Raw genomic sequence first — 21659 nt, forward strand, 5'->3', positions numbered from 1 at the left:
AAAGATTATACCCGTTTAGGTGCGGATAAGGTAGTCCCGCCACTCTTCGGGCAGCAGGTCCGCATAAGGCTGCTGCAGGAAACGGTCATCGGCCAGCACGATAATCCCGCTGTCACTCTCGCTGCGGATCAGCCGTCCGCCCGCCTGCTGCACTTTGCACATGCCCGGATACACATAAGCATAGTCAAATCCGTTCTTGCCTTGGGACTGGAAGTAGCCGCGCAGCAGATTGCGCTCCAGCCCGACCTGCGGCAGGCCGACGCCGACAATCATTACACCGTTCAGGCGGTCTCCAGGCAAATCGACACCCTCCGAGAAAATCCCGCCAAGCACCGCGAAGCCAAGCAGCGTTTCCGGGTTGTCCGGACGAAACGAAGAGAGGAATTCCTCCCTCGCCTGCTCGCTCATCCCGCTCCCCTGCACCAGTGTCCGTATCTCAGGATACTTGTCCGTGAACACCTCGAAGACGTTCTGCAAATACGCATAGGAAGGGAAAAACACCAGATAATTCCCCTTTCTTGCAACCATTCCCCGCAAAGCATCACTCAGCGGCACCAGAGACTGGGCACGGTCATGATAGCGGGTGGATACCGGAAGCACAGACACCTCCCACTGCTCTTTGTGAAAGGGGGAAGCGACACGCAGGCTGTAATCCCCCTCCGCCGAACCAATCATGTCCCGGTAATAGGACATGGGCGAGAGTGTCGCAGAGAAGAGAATCTGGCTGCGGAAGCCCTTGGCCATCTGCTGCAGCAGATGCGAGGGGTCCAGATTGAACAGCTTCAGCAATACATCGCCGCGCCTTACCTCTGCGTAGGTGACATACCGTTCATCATAGGTCTTGAATGTACGCAGCATGCCCTGGACCGCATAATAAGTATCCAGCAGGCTGCCTTCCTCTTCATCCGGCAGGGCAATGAGCGAAGAGGATGGACTCAGCAGCTCCAGCTCCGCTTCAGCGGCAAAAACCTCCAGTAGCAGCGGAAGCTCCTCCGGATATTCAGCCCATTGTCCCTCTCCGTCTTCACTACAGCTTTTGCGCAGCGCAATGAAAAAAGCATTCACCGCCTTGGACGCAGCACCAAGCTTGCGGTTTACCGTCTTATACTGCCGCTGCAGGCTTAGAAACGGCGCCTTGGTCAGCGAGGCGGAGAACATTTCCCTGCCCCGGTCGACCAAATTATGAGCTTCATCCACCAGCAGCACCGTCTTCTTCTTCCGTTCCTCCGGCAACCGTTTCAGGCTGATCCGTGGATCATAGATATAGTTGTAGTCGCAGATGACCATATCGCAGGCATAAGCCGCATCCAGCGAGAACTCAAACGGGCATACCTCATGCCTCCGGGCATATCCGGCGATAATTTCCTGTGTCATCAGGGTTTCATGCTCCAGCATGTCCAGCAGCGCCGCATTTATCCGGTCATAATAACCCTCGGCAAAAGGACAGCCCTCCTTGCCGCATTCCTCCCGGAAGCAGGCCTTCTCCTTGGCCGTCAGGGTGATAGCGTGCAGATGAAGGCCGCCGGCAACCAGCAGCAGGACCGCTTCCTGCGCCGCAAACCGGGTAACCGTCTTGGCGGTCAGATAGAAGATACCTGATACTATCCCTTCACCCAGTGCTTTTACCGCCGGGAAAAGGGTCGACATTGTTTTGCCTATGCCTGTGGGTGCCTGGGCGAACAGATTCACACCTTCAGCAGCCGTCTTATAGACTGCGGCAGCGAAATGCCGCTGACCCTGCCGGTAGTCCGGGAAGGGAAAACCCAGACTCCGGATACTCTCATCCCTCAGCGCCCCATGGCGTATCCGCAGTTTCGCATAAGGTGCATACCTTGCAACCGTGTCAGCGGCAAAGGCTGCAAGTTCTTCGCGGGTAGCCTTCCGGTACAGGCTGCGCTGCTCGTCGCTGCCCCTAAGAACATAGGTGAGCTTCACTTCAATAGAAGCAAGCTCCTGCTCAAGCGTGATCATATAGGCATACATTAACGCCTGCGCCCAATGAACCTCCCGCCCTTCCTGGGTGGAATCCAGAGGTCCGGCAATGGATTTGATCTCTTCTACAATCAGAGTGCCATCTTCTCCGGCTAACAGTCCGTCACAGCGCCCATCGATGATGAACAGCAGGTCCTCATAAGGAATTTCTGTCTTGAGATAGACCTCTTTGCGGTCTCCTTCTTTATATTGCTTCTGAATTTGCTGGTGGATACGTGTGCCCTCAGCCATAGCCGCCCCGCTCCGGAATCCCGGTTCCAGGCTGCCGCTGCTGAAGGCATATTCCACAAGTGTCCTTACCGAAAGAGATACCTCTGCACAGTCCATGTTCCTTCCTCCTCCACCGCTACCCCCGCCTTTTTCCAAAAGGGGCCATTTCCGTCCTTTTTCCCCGGCATCCCGCCATTACGTGTTAATCTTCAGGACTTCACAGGTCTGCATTTCAAATTGCTCTTTACCAGGGGGCTATACGGCATTTCTGATTTTTGACAATCGTCGCCCAGCGCTGCATAATTAGGTCTATTGATAATGGAATTTTTATGTCCGTGCCTCTTCCTCCTAGCCGGGAATTGGTGTTTATTATGCAGAAAGAAGGCGAAGCTGTGTCATCCTTAAACGTTAAACGATGGCTGATCAAACCATTCGTGTTTTTTTCCATTCTTTTTATCCTGAAGAGTTTTCTTGCCTGGGGTGTAATCTTTGGAGATTTGGTCTCCTGGAAAACACTCTTAACAGAGATTCCCTTTGTCTGGGCCTTATTTGCCCTGATCGAACGCTTCGCTTCCAAACGGAAGCTTGGCTATTACATGACGGTTAATCTGCTTGTCACCGCAATCTTTTTTGCCGCCATTATGTACTTCAAATATTACGGTGTCATCGTTACTTACCATGCGGCCGAACAGGTCAATCAGGTCACGGCTGTACGCAACAGCGTATTCTCGCTAATGGATCCGTATTATCTGCTGATTTTTGCCGACATCATCGTCCTGGGCTTCTATTTCTTTATTAATAAGAAGGGCCGGACCTACAAGAAGGATAACATTAATCACCGTAACGGAAAACTCTCGCATAGTCTTCTGTTTGCGGTTTCCCTGGCTCTTTGCCTGTTCAATATCCTGCCCAACAAGGCCAGCATGAATGAGATCAAGAAAGCGCAGGAGATGGGCATTCTGAATTATGAGGCGTACACGATTTTTGCCAAAGACAAACCTGAACTAGTGAATGCCAGTGAAATCACCCAGGATGCAATCAACAAGCTGAAGGGAATAGATACCGCTGCAGTCTCACCGCTTCAAGGCATAGCCAAGGGCAAAAACCTCATTATTATTCAATTGGAGTCGTTCCAGAGCTTTCTACTGGGGCTTAAGGTAGACGGACAAGAGATTACACCGAACCTGAACCGTCTGATGGAGAACAGTCTGTATTTCCCCAACTTCTATCAAATGGTCGGACAGGGGAATACATCGGATGCTGAATTTGTAGTGAACTCTTCCTTCTATATTCCACCGCAGGGTGCCGCTACCATGGCTTATGTAGACAAAGAGCTGCCCAGCCTGCCGCGTCTGCTGCAGAACAACGGCTATCAGACAGCTACCTTCCATACCAATGATGTGGAGTTCTGGAACCGAGGTGAGCTCTACAGCGCACTCGGCTGGGAACATTATTACGATCATAAATTCTTCGGAGACGAGGATTCCTTTTTCTTCGGACCCTCTGACGAGGCGCTCTACCGCAAGACCTCTGATAAGCTGAAGGAAATGGATACGGACAGCAAACCTTTTTATGCACAGGTCATTTCAATGTCTGCCCATCATCCATTCACCATTCCTGAGGAAAAATACAAGATGAAGCTCCCGGAGCGGTATGAAGGCACTTTTGTCGGGGATTATGTCCGGTCCCAGAATTATGCGGACTATGCCTTTGGACAGTTCGTGGATGAGCTTAAGGCCAATGGGGTCTGGGATAACAGCCTGATCATGGTCTATGGAGACCATATGGGGCTGCCAATCTATTCACTGGATCATGATGATAAGGAATTAATGACGGAAATTTACGGGCATGACTACGAATATGCCAATATGCTCAACATCCCGCTGATTGTCCATGATGAGGGGACGATTCAGCCTCAGACGCTGGATCATGTCGGCGGCGAAGTGGATATCATGCCAACCGCAGCCAGTCTGCTGGGGGTGTCCATGGACAACAACATTCACTTCGGACAGGACATGACAAGCCAGGCCTATAACCTGCTGCCGCAGCGTTATTATCTGCCTACTGGATCCTTTATTGCCAGCTCCGGGCTGCTGATCCCCGGCAACAGCTTTGAAGATAATACGCAATTCACTCTGGCCTCCGGGAAAAAGGCTCCTGCCGGAACCGAGGATGAGTACAATCGCGCGTTGCGCCTGCGCCAGCTCTCGGACAGCTATGTCACGCAGCTCCCGGACAAAGTTAAGGCTGCAGAATAATACGCCCATCCAAAAAACAGTCTTGCCCCAACAGAAATATACAAAAGAAACCTCTCCTTTGAAATGGTTGTGTAGTAACTCCATTTTACTAAAAGAGTGGTTTCTTTTTTTTGCGTTCAGCCATTGATCAATCTATATCTCAAAGGCTCGATGCATTCCAAATTTAATGTTGTCCATAATAATATTTGCCACATCAGCCGGGATCATGTGGGGTGAATATTCGTACCACCACTTCACCGTAGTCATTGCAGACGATGCAAACAGACGAGCTAGTAACTCTTGTTTTTCTGAAAGCTCCTTTTCCTTCCCTGTTTCCGTTCCCTTCCTGTTTTCACAAAGACATTCCCGGGTCCTTCTTTCAAATAGCCGCACCATATCTTCATAGATAGATAACTCCATATTTTTATTCCACAAAATAAGATACCAGTCTTTATGATCATACATAAATTCGAGTTGGTTTTTAAAGCATTCAGTGATTCATTGGTTTGTTTATTCTCCAGATTAAAAGAGGCTAAATTAACATTGTTTGCAAGGTCTCCAAGTGTTGATTTCACGAGTAATTCTCTCAGCTGGTATTTATCCTCATAATACTTGTAGAATGTAGAACGGTTAATTCTGGCAGCAGCCGTAATATCTCTTACAGAAATAGACGAAAAGGTTTTTTGGCGAATGCATGCTTCAAACCCATGCTTTATATTTTCAATGGTTTTGATCACGCGCAAGTCTGTAATATCCTTCAACAGGGTTCACACTCCAATACGTTCACAATAATCATAGATTGAGAACAACATATTCCATATGATGTGTTGCATAAGCAACAATCGGGGCAGGCTTTACTGATATTTTTTATATTTTTCCTTAATTATAATATTCATATAAATAACCATGCACAAGCATAGAAGGAGAAGTTTGTATGTCCAAGAATCGATTGAGCGCAGTATTGGGGATTGAAAAACCAGTAATCCAGGGACCTATGGCTTGGATATCAACAGCACCCTTGGTGGCAGCAGTTTCTGATAACGGGGGACTTGGTGTACTGGGAGTAGGTTTTGCCCCTGCGGAGTTTATTAAGGAACAGATTATAGCTACGAGAAAACTAACGAGTAAGCCTTTTGGTGTTAACGTTATTATGATTCCTGAGCTATTAGATCATGTAACAAAAGTGGTTCTGGAGGAGAAGCCGCCTGTAATTTATGCAGATACCCTATTGGGGCTTGATCTGGAATTGTCCAAAAAGTACTTTTCAATCTGGCATGATTTAGGCCTGAAAGTGATTGTGAAAGCAAGCACAATCCAAGACGCCATTACGGCAGAGCAGGCCGGGGCAGATGCAGTAATTGTAAAAGGCTGGGAAGGAGGAGGACATACATCCTATGAGGCAACCACTGTCCTTGTTCCGCAAGCAGCGAACTGTCTATCCATACCTTTAGTAGCCTCTGGCGGTATTGCAGATGGACGGGGAATGGCGGCAGCAATTGCCCTTGGTGCAGATGGTATTGAAATGGGAACAGTTTTTATGTGTGCTGAGGAAACAGTAGTGCATCCGAATGTCAAAAATGCCATGATCAAAGCTGGTGATATGGAGACTGTGATCACAGGATATTCAACGGATGAGCCATGCAGACAATTAAAGAACAAACTCTCTGAGGAAATGATCGACATCGAGAACCAGTTCAGCAAAACAGAGGCGGCTGTAAAACTGAAGGAGGTTGCTGAAAGTTCTTTGAAAAAGGCCATGCTGGAAGGTGATGTTGAAGAGAAGGGTGCTGTTATGGCTGGACAAATTGTCCCTTTGATCACTGAGGTTAAAAGCGTTAAGGCTATTATAGATGATGTGCTAAGCGGATATCATGCAACCATCTCTAAGCTAGTTGTATTCGAAGTTTAAATAATTGTTTTAGCGACCCACGGAAAAGCAGCAGTGTCCTTCTTTGGACCAGGCACCGATTAACAATCGGTCCATTCGCGAAGGATCCTCCTCGAGCACAACCGTCTATCCGGCTCCAAAAACAAGAGCTGTCCCAGTAGCCATTTCATGGCTTATGGGACAGCCCTTTTGTTATATAGGCCTGTACTATTTTGATCCGGAATGGCAATTACCTTCCGAAATTAACGCTCCTGCCGGTCCAGCATCAGATAATAGTCAGCCAAATTGTGCAGCTCCTCCGGCTTCAATATGGCTAAATGCTCGCTAAGCAGCAGCAAGTAGCGGTATCTTGCCTCCTCCAGCAGCTTTTCCCCCTTGGCGGTAAGGGTCACAATGACGGCTCTGCGGTCTTGCTCATCCGGCTCGCGCACACTAAGTCCCAACAGTTCCAGGCGATCCAGCATCACTGTTACCGCACTCGACTTGACCTCCATTTTGTCCGCAAGCTGAATCACCCTGGCATTCTGCTCCTGGGCGATCATACGAAGCAGGCCAAATTGCGGCACGGTAAGTCCCATTTCTTTGTGCAGAGACATCTGTGATGTGATTTTTCGCTGTACCTTCCACATGGATAATGCCAAACGTTCTACCAGCGGATCGATGGGTTGCGACATTCCTTTCAGCTCCAGTCCGTTTGTCCTTGATCAAGCGTACCATTATCACAGTCCATGATTCAATGCTTTTATATATGATTTTTTTTACATGATTCGGCATTTCCCGACACAAAAATACTATATTCTCTCAAGCCGCTGATGAGCTATAATCGTAGAAGTGATACAGACGTATTGCTGAAAACATTAGAAACAGGGTTGGTGGTAGAAAAAATGAAGCTGGCAACAAAATTAACCTGGATGATGCTTATTGTGTTGCTTTTGGTCGGGTCCTCCATTGGATTCTTTGGTTACCGCGCCGCTTATCATCAAGTGGATGAGGCTGCTGGAATCGAGCTGGTGGGCTGCGCCAACATCACGACTGGCCTGATTGATCCCGCAGACATTGCGGCACTTGTTGGTGGAGATAACAGCAAGGTGGCTGCTATTGAAGACCGGATCGGCTGGATTGTGGCTCATAAGCCAATTTTCAAAGAAGCATTCATCCTTTCTCTGGACGGTAAGATTCTCGCCGCCGATGCCAGCATGAAGAAAAGAGGCTACAAAGCCGGTGATACCTTCTACTTCGCAGAAGAAGATAAAGCTATGATAACTACCATGAAGCATTCCGCATACTCCAAAGTTTATACATACCAAGACACCTCGCTCAAAACCGGATATGGCCCCATTTATCAGGATCATGATCCCAGCAAACCCATTATTGCACTGATGGCTATCAATTTCGACGGACCTTTAATTCAGGAACGGACCAAGGATATTATTGTTCAGCCTTTCATTATCGGCGCATCAATTCTGATCGTAGCCATACTTGCCGCTTATCTGTTGATCCGCCGTATGGTCAGCCCGCTTACCAAGCTGTCAGGTTCTGTGAATACCATCGCCCGAGGCGACCTTACCCATGAACCGCTGCTCTTCAAAAGCAAAGATGAAATCGGGACACTGGCCCGCAACTTCAATGATATGACGTTGAGCCTGCGTGAGCTAATCACCCAGGTGAATGACACCTCCATGCTTGTAGCGTCTTCCTCCCAGGAGCTGTCTGCCAGCGCTCAGGAGACGAACCGGGCCGGGGAACACAGCGTGAATGTTACTATTGAGCTTGCCGATGGCGCGAATACCCAGTTGAAGGACCTGGAAGGCAGCTACAAATCCGTGCAGGATATGTCCCGCTTCATCTCCGAGATCGCCGACAATGCCGACAGTGCGAGGGATACTGCTGCGAGCAACGCCCAAAAGGCCCGTCTGGGCCGGCAGTCCATTGACTCCACAACGACACAGATAGGCGTTGTGAGCGGAAGCATCCAGGATCTTTCAGACATTATCACTACATTGGGCAGCCACTCCAAAGAGATTGAGAACATTGTCGGCACGATCGCCAGCATTGCCGAAGAAACCAATCTGCTCGCATTGAATGCGGCTATAGAAGCCTCCCGGGCCGGAGAAGAGGGACGGGGCTTCGCCATTGTCGCCGGCTCCGTCCGCAAGCTGGCTGAGCGTTCTGCCAAGTCTGCCGGACAAATCGGGGAGCTGGTCAGCCTGATTATCAGCCAGATGGACAATGCCGGTGAAACGATGAGACGCTCTACGGAAGAGATGCAGCAAGGCAAGGAACTGATCGTGTCTGCGGGCCAGTCTTTCTCAGAGATCGAAACCTCAGTCTCTGACATGTCTTCTCAAAGCCAGCAGATTTCTGCGACAGTCCGTGAGCTGGGATCCATCTCAGGCGGGCTGGTAGAAGCGATTCAGAATATTGTCAGGATCTCCAATCATACGGCTGAAGGTGCCGAGACCCTCTCCGCCACTTCCCAGGAGCAGCTTGCAGCGATGGAGGAAGTAGAGTCCTCCGCGGCTTTCCTCTCATCGCTGGCGGAGAAGCTTCAGGTTCTGGTAGAGAAGTTCAAAATCTAGGCTCTTATGTACAAGCAAAAAGCGCAGAATCCCCGCTGGGGTTCTGCGCTTTTTGCTGCCTGAGGCAGGTTTATGCCTATGTATTTATTACGCCGTATTCTCAATAAACCATTGGCCCAGCTCGCTGACTGGCATCGGCCTTCCGTAATAAAAGCCCTGCATCACCCGGCAGCCCAAGGACTGCAGCAGTTCAATCTGCTCAGGTGTCTCCACGCCTTCGGCAACAACCTCCATGTTGAGATTGCTGGCGATGGCAATGATATTGCTGATGATCGCCTTCTTGGAATGCATCTTGCTCTTGCGGATGAATACCTGGTCAATCTTCAGCGTATTCACCGGAATTTCATCTAGATTGCCCAGAGAGGAGAAGCCTGTTCCAAAGTCATCGAGCGATACCCGTACTCCAAGGTTCCGCAGCTTGGAGAGCTGCGCTACCGTCTCTTCCATATTGTTCATAGCGATGGACTCTGTAATTTCCAGTTCCAAAAAGTGAGGTTCCAGACCGGACCGGACCAGCGCCTCTTCGACTACATCGTACAGGGAGCCGCCTTCAAACATCCGGGCTGACATGTTGATGGAGACGGCAACATTCGCGACCTCCGCTTTGTGCCAGAGCATATTCTGGCTGCATACATCATGCAGCATCCAGTAAGTAATCGGCACGATAAGCCCGGTTTCCTCCGCAATCGGAATGAATTCGGCAGGCGAAATAATACCGTGTTCCGGATGTCTCCAGCGCAGCAGCGCCTCCAGCCCGACGGTTACATTCATAAGAGAATCCCATTTAGGCTGATACACTACCATGAATTCCGAACGGGCAAGTGCCTTGCGCAGATCCTTCTCCAGCGACATCCTGCGTAGCTGGTTACGGTTCATTTCCTGATCGAAGACACTGAACTTATTCTTGCCGGAGTCCTTAGAGGTATACAGTGCCGTGTCCGCAGCCTTCATCAAGGCAGAACGGTCAATCCCATGGACAGGAGTCATGCTGATGCCTACACTCGCTGTGACGTACAGCTCATTCCCCTCAATACTATAGGACTTCTTGACTTCTCCTAGGATATGCTGAGCCTCTTCCCGGGCATCTTCCATGGTGCAGACCGGAAGGGCAATCAGAAATTCGTCTCCTCCCAGGCGGAAAACCCTCCCCTTGGTACCGATCACACGTCGTAATCTTTCGGCAACCTCCTGCAGCAGCATATCCCCGATGTCGTGTCCCAAGGTATCGTTAATGGACTTGAAACGGTCCAAATCAACAAAAAACACAGCACCTGAGGGCCCGCCAAAAAATTCATTCTTGAAGTACCGTTCCAGCCCATGGCGGTTCGGCAGCTCGGTCAACGGATCATGATAGGCCATACGCTCCAGTCCGTGCCGGTCGAGCAGAACCGCGCCGCCGGATACCGCTAGCATAAATAATGTGACAAGAGAAACCCCCGTCAGCAGAATGACGTTTGTCTGGACGAGAACAGGCCTCGCACCAAGCCAGCTGTTAACATCCAAATGACTGGCCCTCAGGCTGATGTAATGCATCCCCGTAACCGCAATTCCGATGAACAGTGAGGAGTACAGCTTCCAGCGGCTGAAACCGGGATAATCCTTGAACCTGCGAAAGAGGAGCACTCCAGTATACGAGGCCAAACAGGCAACGACAACGGCTAGCCCTTGGAAGGGCATCTCATAATGGATTCTCGCCCACATCTTCATGGAGGACATGCCCACATAATGCATAGCAGAAATCCCGCTGCCCAGAATCATACCGCTGAGGAACAAACGCCCCGTTCTCTGGCGGGGCATAGTGGCAATCCATAGCGACATATAACTGGCAAGCATGCTGATTAACAACGACAAAACCGCCATCCCGCCTTGATATCTAACCTCGAAGGGCAGACGGCTGGCCATTAGCCCCACAAAGTGTATAGCCCATATGCCGCTGCCAAGCACACAAGCTCCAGAGAGCAGCCACAGGCGTCTTACGTTCCCTGCCGAACGGGAAGCCTGCGAAATCAAATTAAGCGCTGAATAGGCTGCAGAAGCAGCTAGCGCAAAAGATAGTAAAACAATCCATATACTATATTGGATTCCCATTTGATCCATAGTCGACCTCTTCACCCGTTTAATTATCATCGTCGCCGCAGTAGATGTATGAATTAATAAATAATATACGAATATCAGATAAATGGAAGAGTGCGGAAAGATTATAGGCCATCCCTGAAAGTTAACTTTAGCTGTATTCTACCCTGTATTTAGTACACTGTCTAAGTAAATACTGGATTTTGCATCCTTTTTTTAGTGTCGGCAAAAAATGTCCATATTTGCGTGTCCGCATCATGCGCCGAGGGTTGGGATTTGACCGGACTGCGAACCTTTACGCGGAAAGGCTGCGCGCCAAGCCCATACATTTACAGCTGCCAAAATTACCAAATAGATGTAAACGCCCGGTGAGATAAGAGTGAACATATAATGAAGGCCCGCCATTCCCATTAGGATAAAAATCAGTACAAATCCGCTCACTGAGAACTCCTTCTGCTTCGCGGCCTCGTATTTCTCCGAGAACGGAAGCGCCGGCGGCAGCACCCGGAAGCAGATTAACGCAAATAACGGTAATGCCAGCATTACAGCGGCCAGATCCGGGAGAATCCGGGCTCCGAACAGCCAGAGGAAAACGGCCGACTCCAGAACAAACAACGGAAGCATCAGCCGCAGAAGTGCGGCCTTAAGCATTCCCCGGTACACGGGAGCTGTTTCGGGCAGCGGAATGGTTCTGTAAATCCAGGCGCCCTTGTAGCTGGCAGAATAGCGGAGCATTTGCACTACTGTCAGCAGCAGCAGCGCACTGAGATAGATGAACAAATGGGCTTTGGATTCTGTATGCACCGCCGGATCACTGCTCCACACCTGGTTGAATATGAAGATAAAAGGCAGCACTAACGATAACCCGACAGTCGGATATACCTTTAGTTTGAAATCCCGTTCATTTCTCATCATTGCCCAGGTGAACCGGAAGAACATGGCTTCTGCCTTATCCCGGCATAAAAGTTCTGACAACAGGCGGGGATAGCGGCCACTGTCTTTACCGGCAGCCCCCTGCTCCGCCAGCTTCTGCAGACTCCGTTCGAACAGCGGCATTAGCTTAATATACGTAAACAGCAGCAGCAGCGGGATGGTGACAGCCAGTACCGCCAGCACCGTAAACTCCGTTCCCCTGCTTCCACCCACCAGTACCTCAAACGGAGCAGCAAACCAGGCAGGTGCAATGAAGTATTGCCACCAGACGGGCTGGAAGGAGCCTGTCAGGTCTGTCATATTGAACAGCCGCGGAACCAGCTGATACCCTACCGCAATCCCGATGGACAAAATAATTTGGATATAGTTGATAATATCCTTGAGCTTTTCCCCGTCAAAGACCCTCATAATCAGCAAATAGAGCAGCGCGGTAATCACAAGAATAAAACCATCCATCAGCAGAATTTCCACTGCATAGATCAGAAAAAACAGCACTCCTTGTTTAAACAAGGCCACTAACAGCGAGGGTGCCGTCAGGGTCAGCGTCAGCGTAATCAGATAAATCAGAACGTGGAGGCTCTTAGCCATGTTCAGCGTCCTGCGGTCCACCGGCTTGGAGAACAGAATGTTCTTGTCCCGTAAATCCAGCATGACTGAAGAGAAATCAGAGATCAGGGTGGTGGTGATCATAAACATAACAGCTGCAAACAGCACACTCATGGTCATCATGTAGTTGCTATCGGGTACAACGAAGAGGATCAGCATAAGTCCAAACAATAGATAGATCCACTGTACCCGGAGCGGTGAACCCTCGGTTCCCTGGCCACTCTTCTGTGTTCCAAGCACTGTAGGTGTCCGCCTTCCGTCCATGGTCAGCTTCACCTGCAGAATGCTGCGCAGCATTTCATAGTCCACACCTGCCCTCTTGAATACACCCTGCAGCCGGTCGAGCAGCTTCAATACCCAGAAATCATTCATGCGGAGCACCTTCACCAAGAACGGCTACAAACTCGCCGGCGATATCCCGGTACTTATCGAATCCGGTCAACTGATTAAAGATATCCTCAAGCGACCCTTCCCTGCTCTGCTCCTGAAGCTGTGCAAAGGTTCCATCCGCCACAATGTCCCCGCCATTAATCAGGATAATCCGGCTGCTGATTTTCTCCACGACATCCATGATATGCGAGGAATAAAAGATCGTTTTGCCCTGCGCCGCCAGTGAAGCGAAGATTTCCTTCACCACCATGACGCTGTTCGCATCAAGGCCGCTAAGCGGTTCATCGAGGAACAGAATATCGGGATCATGCAGCATGCTGGAGATAAGCAGCACCTTCTGCTTCATCCCTTTGGAATAGGAGGCAATCCGCATATCGTAGGCCTTATCCAGATTGAGCAGGCCCATTAGCCGTTCTGCCTTGGCATCGGCTTCGTTCCGCTTCATGCCATACAGCTCGCCAATGAACGTCAGATACTCCCGGGCGGTCAGGCTGTCATAGAGCTCGGCAATCTCGGGCACATAACCGATTCTCCGCTTGTAGGCGGTATCTCCGTCTGCAATATCCCTGCCAAAAATCCGTACCGTGCCCGTGTAGCCTTCCACCAGACCCAGCATGATCTTTACCGTCGTACTCTTGCCTGCCCCATTCGGTCCGATATAGCCGATAATCTGTCCCCTGTAGACTTCGAGGTCGATCCCCCGCAGCACCATCCGGTCACTGTAATTCATCCATAATCCTGATATCGAAATGACCGGTTCTTCGGTAAGTCCCATAACCTGCGCCCCTTTCAAAATTACGTTATACAATTCCATATTTATGTAATTATCAACACAAACCCTATTCTATCAAATTTCAGATCGTCTACCTATAAAGAATCGCAACATTGGAAAAAAAGAAAAAGAACGGCCAGAGGCCGCTCCATATAGAATCCCTATATTGTATTCTCACTCGGGCTACAGAGTGATTCTCTCCCGCTGCCGTGCGGATGCAAGGCAGGTTTCAAGCAGCAGCATGTTCTGTACCGGGTCATCAGCGGCAACCGCCGGCTCTGCTCCAAAGACAGCGGCAGCAAAATTATCGGCCTGCCGGACGTACGGATTGGCCCCCGTTGCCCGGGCACGTCTGACTTCCCCTGCGGCGTATACAAAAAATTCAGCATCGTCAAATCTGGCATTGAAAGGCATCGGAATCTCGATCCGCCCTTCTGTCCCGAGCACCTCCAGCAGTTGGCGGTTGTAGGCCCACATGCCGCAGTCGAAGATCAGACTGACGCCGCCCGGGAATTCGACCAGCCCGGAGGCCATCATATCTACATGATCATGCTCAGGGGAAAAGATCGCCTGGACTGTAACCGCCTCCGGCTCGGAGCCGAATAACAGCCGCGCCGCAGTGAGCGGATAGCAGCCGACATCGTACAAGGAGCCTCCGCCCCATGCCGATTTGAAGCGGATATTGGAGGTGTCTTCGGCATCGTTGTAGGTAAAAGTTCCCCGTATGGACCGCAGTTCACCGATTTCACCACTGGCGATAATCTGCCGCACCTCGGCAATCCGCGGATGATGCCGGTACATATAGGCTTCAGCCAAATGCACCCCCGCCTTCCGGCAGGCTTCCACCATCTCTGCCGCCTCCCGGCTATTCAGGGCAATCGGCTTCTCGCACAGCACATGCTTGCCGGCTTCCGCCGCGCGGATCGCCCATTCCCGGTGCAGATGGTTCGGGAGCGGAATATATACCGCATCAACATTCGGGTCCGCCAACAGCTCCTCATAGCTGCCGTAAGCCTGCGGCACGCCAAATTCCTTAGCGACGGCACTGCTTTTGTCCAGCCCCCGGCTCGCTACCGCCTGAATCACGCCCGTCTCCGATTCCTGTATGGCCGGCATGACCGAGCCTGTCGCGATTTGCGCACAGCCCATGATGCCCCAACGCAGCTTTTGTGTCATCGGTATACACCTTCCCTTGTCATAGATTTTCTGGCTGTCTCTATTGAAACAATATCACAGATTCCGGCACATCTCTATTAATGGAAGCGTTTCTTACAGCAGGACATTCAGCAGGATTGCCACACCCAGCACCACAATTCGGGCCACGCTCATCAGAACAAAATTTTTGACGGACAGTATGAAGGTGGTAGCCTTCTCCTGCTTGTGGGCAAACTTCGCAATATTCCGGCGCAGCGGAATCAAGGTCAGCAGCAGGAGCGCGGCCAACACCGGATTCACTCCCAGCAGCAGCAGCACGGCGAGGTCTACAAAGGAGACATAGTACAGCAGCTTAAACAACAGAAGCGCGTTGCTTCGTCCGATATACACAGGCAGCGTATACCGCCGGTTGTCCACATCATCCTCAATGTCGCAGATATTGTTGGCCAGCATAATTCCGGCAATTCCGAGAATCGCCGGTACGGAGAACCAGAAGAGGTACAGCACTTCCAGGATGTTAACGTGCAGACTGATCCAGCCCTCGGAGAACAGAAGCGTCACCACACTTTGATCGGAGTGTATATAGGCCGAGATGAAGATGATCACAAAACCCATAAACAGCCCGGAGAACAATTCGCCCAGCGGCATCCGTGAGATCGGTATCGGACCGAATGAGTACAGAATTCCTATCAGGAAGGACAAGCCTCCCAGCAAAAACACGAGCAGCCCTGTCTCGGCTACCAGCGCAATTCCACCACCTACCGCAAGCACCAGCAGGATAACAATGGTAACAACGACCGTAGTCTCTTTCAGCTTGTGGCGGACGATAGCATTATGCGTTTCATAGCCGTAACCATGAGTTTTGGACGCTTTTTTAAAATCATAGTAGTTGTTAATTGCCGTTGTTGCCATGTCAAAGCTAAGCAGGGACACGAACATCAGCACAAAACGCAGTACATAGAAATCCTCAAACCGGTACAAGGCGTACAAGGTCCCCAGCAAAAAAGGCAGCATGCTTGCCACCTTCGTCGGCAGCTCGACAAATCGCAAAAAACTTTTCACATTCACGTCCATACATCCTTATCTGTCAAATAAATGCGGGGTAGAACAAGGTTTTTCTCCTTCAATTATCATTTAATAATCATTATCATCGAACTATTATACATCAAAATTCGACACATTAGGGAGAAAAGCGCTGCAAAATATTCCCTAATCGTGGTACACTAATAAACATGGTACTTATTTCCTATTCATTTGAAATTCATTAAAGGGGAGCATCATGAAGCTACGCAAAAAAATGATCATTTTTACTTTTGTTGTTGCCTTGCTTTCCTTAGGGGTTACCTACCTGCTTCTGCACCTCATCATGCTCAACCGCTTCGAGAAGCTGGATGAAGCCGCTCTGAAGGAAAGCCTGGCGGATGCACTCTCTTCCTACCAGGAGGATCTGCGGGATATGAAGATCGGACTGCTCAATTATTCACTCCAGGATGAGACATACCGGTTTGTAGAGCCGGGCAGGAAAACCGAAGGTTCCATTGCGGCAGACGATGCTTTTATCCGCAGCACCTTCAATAGGACAACCTATGAAGTGAATCACTTCGATATGATTGCCCTGCTGGACAAGTCGGGACAGCCCCTATATGGAGGTATATATGATTCAAGCCTCAAGAGGATTTCGCCGTTAACACCGGAGCTTCAAACGCTATTCCGGTTGATGAACAGCCGGATACCTGCCTTTTCCGGTGCAAACGACAGTAAGTCCGGGATCGTGATGCTGGATGAGGGCCCAATGCTAATTACACTCACACCTATAGTCAACAGCCTCAGAGATAAACCGGTAATCGGTACCGCCATTGCCGGAAGAATGCTTCACCAGGAGGAAACCACCCATATCTGGGGGGAAGGCTCCTCCAGTATTCAAATTTCAAAAGTGAGCTCAGAGATGCTGGCGCAAAGCAAGGGAAATCAACTCTGGATGAGTCCGGTCTCCAACAGTATGATGTCGGCTCATACCATCGTAGATGATCTGTTCGGCAATCCGGGCATGGTCATCACACTGAAGCAGCCCCGCCAGATCTATGAGAGCGGACAGGAATCCATATACAGCTTCCGGATATCCTTCTTTATTATAACTGCTCTGAACTGCCTACTGAGTCTGGCCTTCGTGAACCGCTCCATTCTGGAAAGATTGTCTTCCCTGATTTCTAATATCCGCGCTATTGGAAGCAGTAAGGATCTATCCATCCGGATCCCGAGCACCGGAAAAGATGAATTCAGTGACGTGGAGCATGAGTTCAACCGGATGATTGATTCTCTGGAACAGGCCCAGGATGAGCTCAGGCAGCAATCCACACTTGATCCGCTCACCCGGCTACCTAATCGCTCGCTCTTTTTTGCAAAGCTCAACGCTGCGATTGCCGCCGCGAAGGACAGCAGCCGGCAGATTGCACTCGTCTTTATTGATCTGGACCATTTCAAGACCGTCAATGATACGCTTGGCCATGATTTTGGTGATGCTATGCTCAAAGAAACGGCCTTCCGGATTACACAGGCTGTCGGCCAGCATGATGTGGTGTCACGCCTTGGCGGCGATGAATTCACCATACTCCTCTCAGACATCCCCGATTCCGCTGCGATTGCCGCTCAGCTAACGAGTATTCAGGAGGCTCTCTCCATGCCGCATCATATCCAGGGGCACCTCCTCTATAATACTGCAAGCATCGGCATCAGCATCTATTCCCAAAACGGGGAGGACGCGGACTATCTGGTGAAGCAGGCCGATCTGGCGATGTTCCATGTCAAAGAGACGGGGAGGAACAACATTTTTCAATACTCCGAGGACCTGGAAAAAAGTATCCGGCGCAAAAAGGTGTTGTCCCAGCTGCTCCTGTCTGCAGCGGCTAATGATGAGTTTGAGGTGCATTACCAGCCGATTCTCAGAAGTATGGACCTGCAGGTGCACAAAGTGGAAGCCCTTCTGCGCTGGACTACTCCTTCCCATGGGTCCATTTCTCCTGCTGAGTTCATCCCGCTTGCGGAAACGAGCGGCTCCATTGTCGGAATCGGGGGCTGGGTGCTTCGCCAGGTTTGCACTGATTTACAGAAGTTCCAGGAGCAAGGCCTATTCCTAACAGCTGCGGTCAATATTTCAGGAGTCCAGCTCATGCAATCCGGGCTGCTGGATCTGCTGCAGGGTTTGCTGAATGAATTCGGGCTGCCCGCCTCCTGCCTGGAACTCGAAATTACAGAGAGCGTACTGGTCTCCGGTGACAGCATCCTCCAGTCGCTGCAGCAGCTTAGGGCGCACGGCTTCCGCATATCACTTGATGATTTCGGCACCGGATTCTCTTCCTTGAGCTATCTGCGGCGGTTCCCTGTCGATGTAATCAAAATCGACCGTTCCTTTATCTCCGAAATGACCCCGGCACCCCAAGGCGACGTGCTGGTCAAAGCCATTATCGAGCTAAGCCATAATCTGGGACTGTGCGTAGTGTCCGAAGGCATTGAGCTGCCGGAGCAGTTCGATATGCTCCGAAGCCTGGACAGTGACGAGTTGCAGGGCTTCTATATCAGCAAGCCGGTAACAGCCCGTGAAATCCCTCCCTTATTGTCACAGAAAAATTCAGGAAATGAACGGTTCCTTTATAGGCAAGGTTCAGGCGATATGATATGATAGGCAAGCTGATAACAGCACCCGCTCCGGGTGCTGTTATCCTATGCGAACACTTTTGAAAATTGGAGGCATTTATTGTTATGTCAGCGCAATCGCCAAACACTCAATCCGTCAAAATCATCACCGCCGACCCTAGCGCCATCGGCCTGTTCGGATTGGCTATCGTTACCCTGGTCGCTTCTTCACAAAAGCTCGAAATTACAACAGGTCTCAGCTACTGCATCCCATGGGCAATCTTCCTCGGAGCCTTCGCCCAGCTGTTCGCATCCATTCAGGATGCCAAGCACAACAACACTTTCGGCATGACTGCTTTTGGAGCTTATGCATTCTTCTGGTTCGGCATGGCTGCAAGCTGGCTGATCAAGCTCGGAGTATTTGGAACAGTTCTGGCAGAGGGTGTAGATCCCAAACAGCTCGGATTTGTTTTTCTCGGATATCTCGTCTTCACATTATTCATGACGCTTGGTGCGGTAGAAGCGAACCGGGTGCTGCTCATCATCTTTGTGTTAATTGACTTCCTGTTCCTCGGCCTGACCATGGATTCCTTCGGGGTCGCCGCTGAATTCTTCCACAAGCTGGCTGCCTGCTCCGAAATGGCTATTGGTATTGTATCCCTTTACGGCTGTGGCGCATCTGTGCTTAACGCTCATTTTGGCCGTACCTTCCTGCCGGTTGGAGCTCCGCTTGGGATCTTTAAAAAATAGTTTTTCCAACGCAACGGATAAATACAATCTGCTCTATGGCAGAACGTGTTTATCCGTTTTGATTTTGTAGGAACATGTAAGCTTTTCCCTTGCACAATGACGATAAAAATGACATGCTATAGAAACACCTGCGACATATATCGACATTTTCCTCTGGTGCAGGAACCCGGGCGAAACCTCTTTCAAACTGACAGCGTAGCTGTTTCTACTTGTGACAAATTTAATGTTGAATTTTTTCGATATCGGAGGCAATCCATGGCTTTCATTAATAAAAAGCCCTTAACCATCATCATCGGCTTCTTAGTCGTGCTCCAGCTGTCTCTGTTCTACTATTACTCTCTATCAGTAGAACGGGAATACCGGGCTGAAAAAGCCGATTTGTCCTCACAAGCAGTCATGCTAACATCGAATATTGAAGAACAAGTTTCGATTGTCAAAGGCGTCAGTTCCTTTATCCAAACGGTCGGCTTTGACGCTGATCCAGACCTGATTAACCAATATTTAGTCACCGCATACCGCATCAATTCTAACAACGTTATGAATATCATGATCGCTCCGGACGGCCTCATCCGTTATTTATACCCTCTCCCCGGCAATACAGCAATTCTGGGCAAGAGCTTACTGCTGGATTCGGCACTCTCCTCACCCGGGATGATACAGGAAACGATCCGCTCCCGCGGCATTACCATAGACGGACCACGGATACTGGCTCAGGGTGACTACGGTATGGTGATCAGGCAAGCCATCTATAAAAACAGCGCATTTGCCGGCATTGTCTCCGTCACTTTGAAGATTGACAATATCGTGGACCAGCTCCCGCTGAAGAACACTCAAATTTCCGTCACTGCAGACGACCACACCTTTCTGTTCGGCAGCCCTTCCCCTGCGGAAGAAACGCAGCTTACAGTTCCTGTTACCGTCTATAATCAGCACTGGCTCATGAGCATCCCAGTACCCTCACAGAAGAAATGGGAGGTGCTGCGCAGCGTGCTCTGGATCGATATCGCCTTCTTGCTGGTCATCGCATTTATTCTGTATATCTTCTGGCATCAGAGCCGCTTCAATCGTGAACTGGAACGGGTGGTCAGCATCCGTACACGCGATCTGCGCGTATCCAAACGTCTGTATGAGAAGCTTGCCCATTACGACAGTCTGACTGAAATACCCAACCGGCGTTATTTCATGGACGAATTCGAACGCTTACTGCAATCTGCAGAGCTGACCCAGACCTACACGCTGTTCTTTTTCGATCTCAACCGGTTCAAGGAAATCAATGATACGCTGGGACACTCCATCGGGGACCAGGTGATCAAGACCCTTGCCACCCGGCTGAAAGATGGCCCGCTGCCCTTCAAACTGTTCGCTCGCACCGGCGGAGACGAGTTCGTCATGATCTTCTCCGACCTTCCCCGGGAGGATATTCGCCTCATAGCCGGCCAGATCAGCGGGCTGATCTCGGAGACGCTGCTTATTTCCGGCGCGCATTTGAGCTTATCGACCAGTATAGGTGTCTCTATATATCCGGAGCATTCACTGAACAAGGATGATCTGCTGAAGTTCGCTGACATGTCGATGTATCAGGCTAAAACACTGGAAGACACTAATTTCTTTATCTTTGATTGGGAACTGCGCGAGAAGCTGGAGCAGAAGAAGATGATCGCCAAATATCTGCACTCTGCTCTGGAGCGTGAAGAATTCGTGCTTCATTATCAGCCGCAGATCAACGCCGTTACCGGTAAAATGATCGGCATGGAGGCGCTAATCCGCTGGAACCATCCCGAGAAGGGCCTGATCGGACCGGGGACCTTCATTGCTGCCGTGGAAGAAGCCGGACTGATGATTCAGCTTACGGACTGGGTCATCCGCGAGGTCTGCCGCCAGCTCTGTGAATGGAGAGCGATGGGCTTGCCGCTGCTTCGGACCTCGATCAATATCTCCAACAGCTGGTTCTATAACCGCAACCTGATCGAGAATTTACTTGCTGTTCTCGACCATTATGGACTGGAGACAAGTGTGCTGGAGTTCGAGATTACGGAGAGCACTGCCCTCCTCGAAGAGCATTATCCGCTGCTGCAGCAGATGCGCGATCATGGCATCATCGTCTCGATCGACGATTTCGGAACCAAGTATTCATCACTGAACTACCTGAAGCATTTTCCCGTGAACAAAATCAAGATCGACCGCACCTTCATTACTGGCATCGGCGTCAGTTCGATTGATGAAACGATTATCAAGTCTATTGTATTCGTCGCCTCTCAGCTCGGTTATGATCTGATCGCCGAAGGCGTGGAGACGCAGGAACAGCTTGAATTCCTGATTAAGCATAATTGCCCGCATATCCAGGGCTTCTTTTTCTTCCCGCCGCTGCCTCCCGAAGATATTCATAAGGTTGATTCATAAGCTATAGCCAGTATAATAAGAAGAACCGGCTGCGCCGTCCTTCA

The 21659-nt window shown here is 50.2% G+C and carries 14 protein-coding genes; 6 read left to right on the top strand and 8 right to left on the bottom strand.

Annotation, left to right across the window (positions count from 1 at the left end):
• Positions 1–15: 15 nt before the first annotated feature.
• A complete protein-coding gene (locus A3849_RS10635; RefSeq protein ID WP_074111363.1) occupies positions 16–2319 on the bottom strand; it encodes a helicase C-terminal domain-containing protein in 2304 nt (767 codons plus the stop codon).
• 254 nt (positions 2320–2573) lie between these two features.
• Here A3849_RS10635 and A3849_RS10640 point away from each other — a divergent pair, with 254 nt between their 5' ends.
• Positions 2574–4460 carry an LTA synthase family protein gene (locus A3849_RS10640; RefSeq protein ID WP_074111430.1) on the top strand — a complete coding sequence of 629 codons (1887 nt, stop codon included), beginning with the start codon at positions 2574–2576 and terminating at the stop codon, positions 4458–4460.
• Positions 4461–4729: 269 nt separating this feature from the next.
• Here the strand turns inward: A3849_RS10640 and A3849_RS10645 are convergent, their stop codons facing one another.
• A complete protein-coding gene (locus A3849_RS10645) occupies positions 4730–5200 on the bottom strand; it encodes a TetR/AcrR family transcriptional regulator (RefSeq protein ID WP_074111364.1) in 471 nt (156 codons plus the stop codon).
• 173 nt (positions 5201–5373) lie between these two features.
• Between A3849_RS10645 and A3849_RS10650 the strand changes: the two genes are divergently transcribed.
• Positions 5374–6348, top strand: a complete 975-nt coding sequence (locus A3849_RS10650; protein WP_074111365.1) for an NAD(P)H-dependent flavin oxidoreductase — start codon at positions 5374–5376, stop codon at positions 6346–6348.
• A 221-nt stretch (positions 6349–6569) separates the two neighbouring features.
• Here A3849_RS10650 and A3849_RS10655 read toward each other — a convergent pair whose 3' ends face one another.
• On the bottom strand, positions 6570–7001 hold the full coding sequence (locus A3849_RS10655; protein ID WP_074111366.1) for a MarR family winged helix-turn-helix transcriptional regulator: 432 nt from the start codon (positions 6999–7001) through the stop codon (positions 6570–6572).
• Positions 7002–7211: 210 nt separating this feature from the next.
• Here A3849_RS10655 and A3849_RS10660 point away from each other — a divergent pair, with 210 nt between their 5' ends.
• Complete coding sequence (locus A3849_RS10660) at positions 7212–8906, top strand: methyl-accepting chemotaxis protein (protein WP_074111367.1); 1695 nt, start codon at positions 7212–7214, stop codon at positions 8904–8906.
• Between the two features lie 87 nt (positions 8907–8993).
• Here A3849_RS10660 and A3849_RS10665 read toward each other — a convergent pair whose 3' ends face one another.
• From A3849_RS10665 to A3849_RS10685, 5 genes are all read right to left on the bottom strand, one after another.
• On the bottom strand, positions 8994–11003 hold the full coding sequence (locus tag A3849_RS10665) for a putative bifunctional diguanylate cyclase/phosphodiesterase (RefSeq protein WP_074111368.1): 2010 nt from the start codon (positions 11001–11003) through the stop codon (positions 8994–8996).
• Positions 11004–11234: 231 nt separating this feature from the next.
• A complete protein-coding gene (locus A3849_RS10670; protein WP_074111369.1) occupies positions 11235–12890 on the bottom strand; it encodes a hypothetical protein in 1656 nt (551 codons plus the stop codon).
• Entirely contained in the window at positions 12883–13683 is an 801-nt protein-coding gene (locus A3849_RS10675; protein ID WP_074111370.1) for an ABC transporter ATP-binding protein, read from the bottom strand. Before A3849_RS10675 ends, A3849_RS10670 begins: the two co-directional genes overlap by 8 nt.
• Before the next feature lie 180 nt (positions 13684–13863).
• Entirely contained in the window at positions 13864–14856 is a 993-nt protein-coding gene (locus A3849_RS10680) for a Gfo/Idh/MocA family protein (protein WP_074111371.1), read from the bottom strand.
• 93 nt (positions 14857–14949) lie between these two features.
• A complete protein-coding gene (locus tag A3849_RS10685) occupies positions 14950–15903 on the bottom strand; it encodes a 1,4-dihydroxy-2-naphthoate polyprenyltransferase (RefSeq protein WP_074111372.1) in 954 nt (317 codons plus the stop codon).
• 211 nt (positions 15904–16114) lie between these two features.
• Between A3849_RS10685 and A3849_RS10690 the strand changes: the two genes are divergently transcribed.
• The 3 genes from A3849_RS10690 (at position 16115) to A3849_RS10700 (ending at position 21615) form a co-directional block, all read left to right on the top strand.
• Positions 16115–18511, top strand: a complete 2397-nt coding sequence (locus A3849_RS10690; protein WP_074111373.1) for a bifunctional diguanylate cyclase/phosphodiesterase — start codon at positions 16115–16117, stop codon at positions 18509–18511.
• Positions 18512–18591: 80 nt separating this feature from the next.
• Positions 18592–19215 carry an acetate uptake transporter gene (locus A3849_RS10695; protein ID WP_074111374.1) on the top strand — a complete coding sequence of 208 codons (624 nt, stop codon included), beginning with the start codon at positions 18592–18594 and terminating at the stop codon, positions 19213–19215.
• 255 nt (positions 19216–19470) lie between these two features.
• Positions 19471–21615, top strand: coding sequence for a putative bifunctional diguanylate cyclase/phosphodiesterase (locus A3849_RS10700; protein ID WP_074111375.1), 2145 nt, complete (start codon positions 19471–19473; stop codon positions 21613–21615).
• Positions 21616–21659: the final 44 nt, after the last annotated feature.

Origin of the sequence: Paenibacillus sp. P46E (genome assembly GCF_001909095.1) — a bacterium.
GTDB lineage: Bacteria > Bacillota > Bacilli > Paenibacillales > Paenibacillaceae > Paenibacillus_AQ > Paenibacillus_AQ helianthi.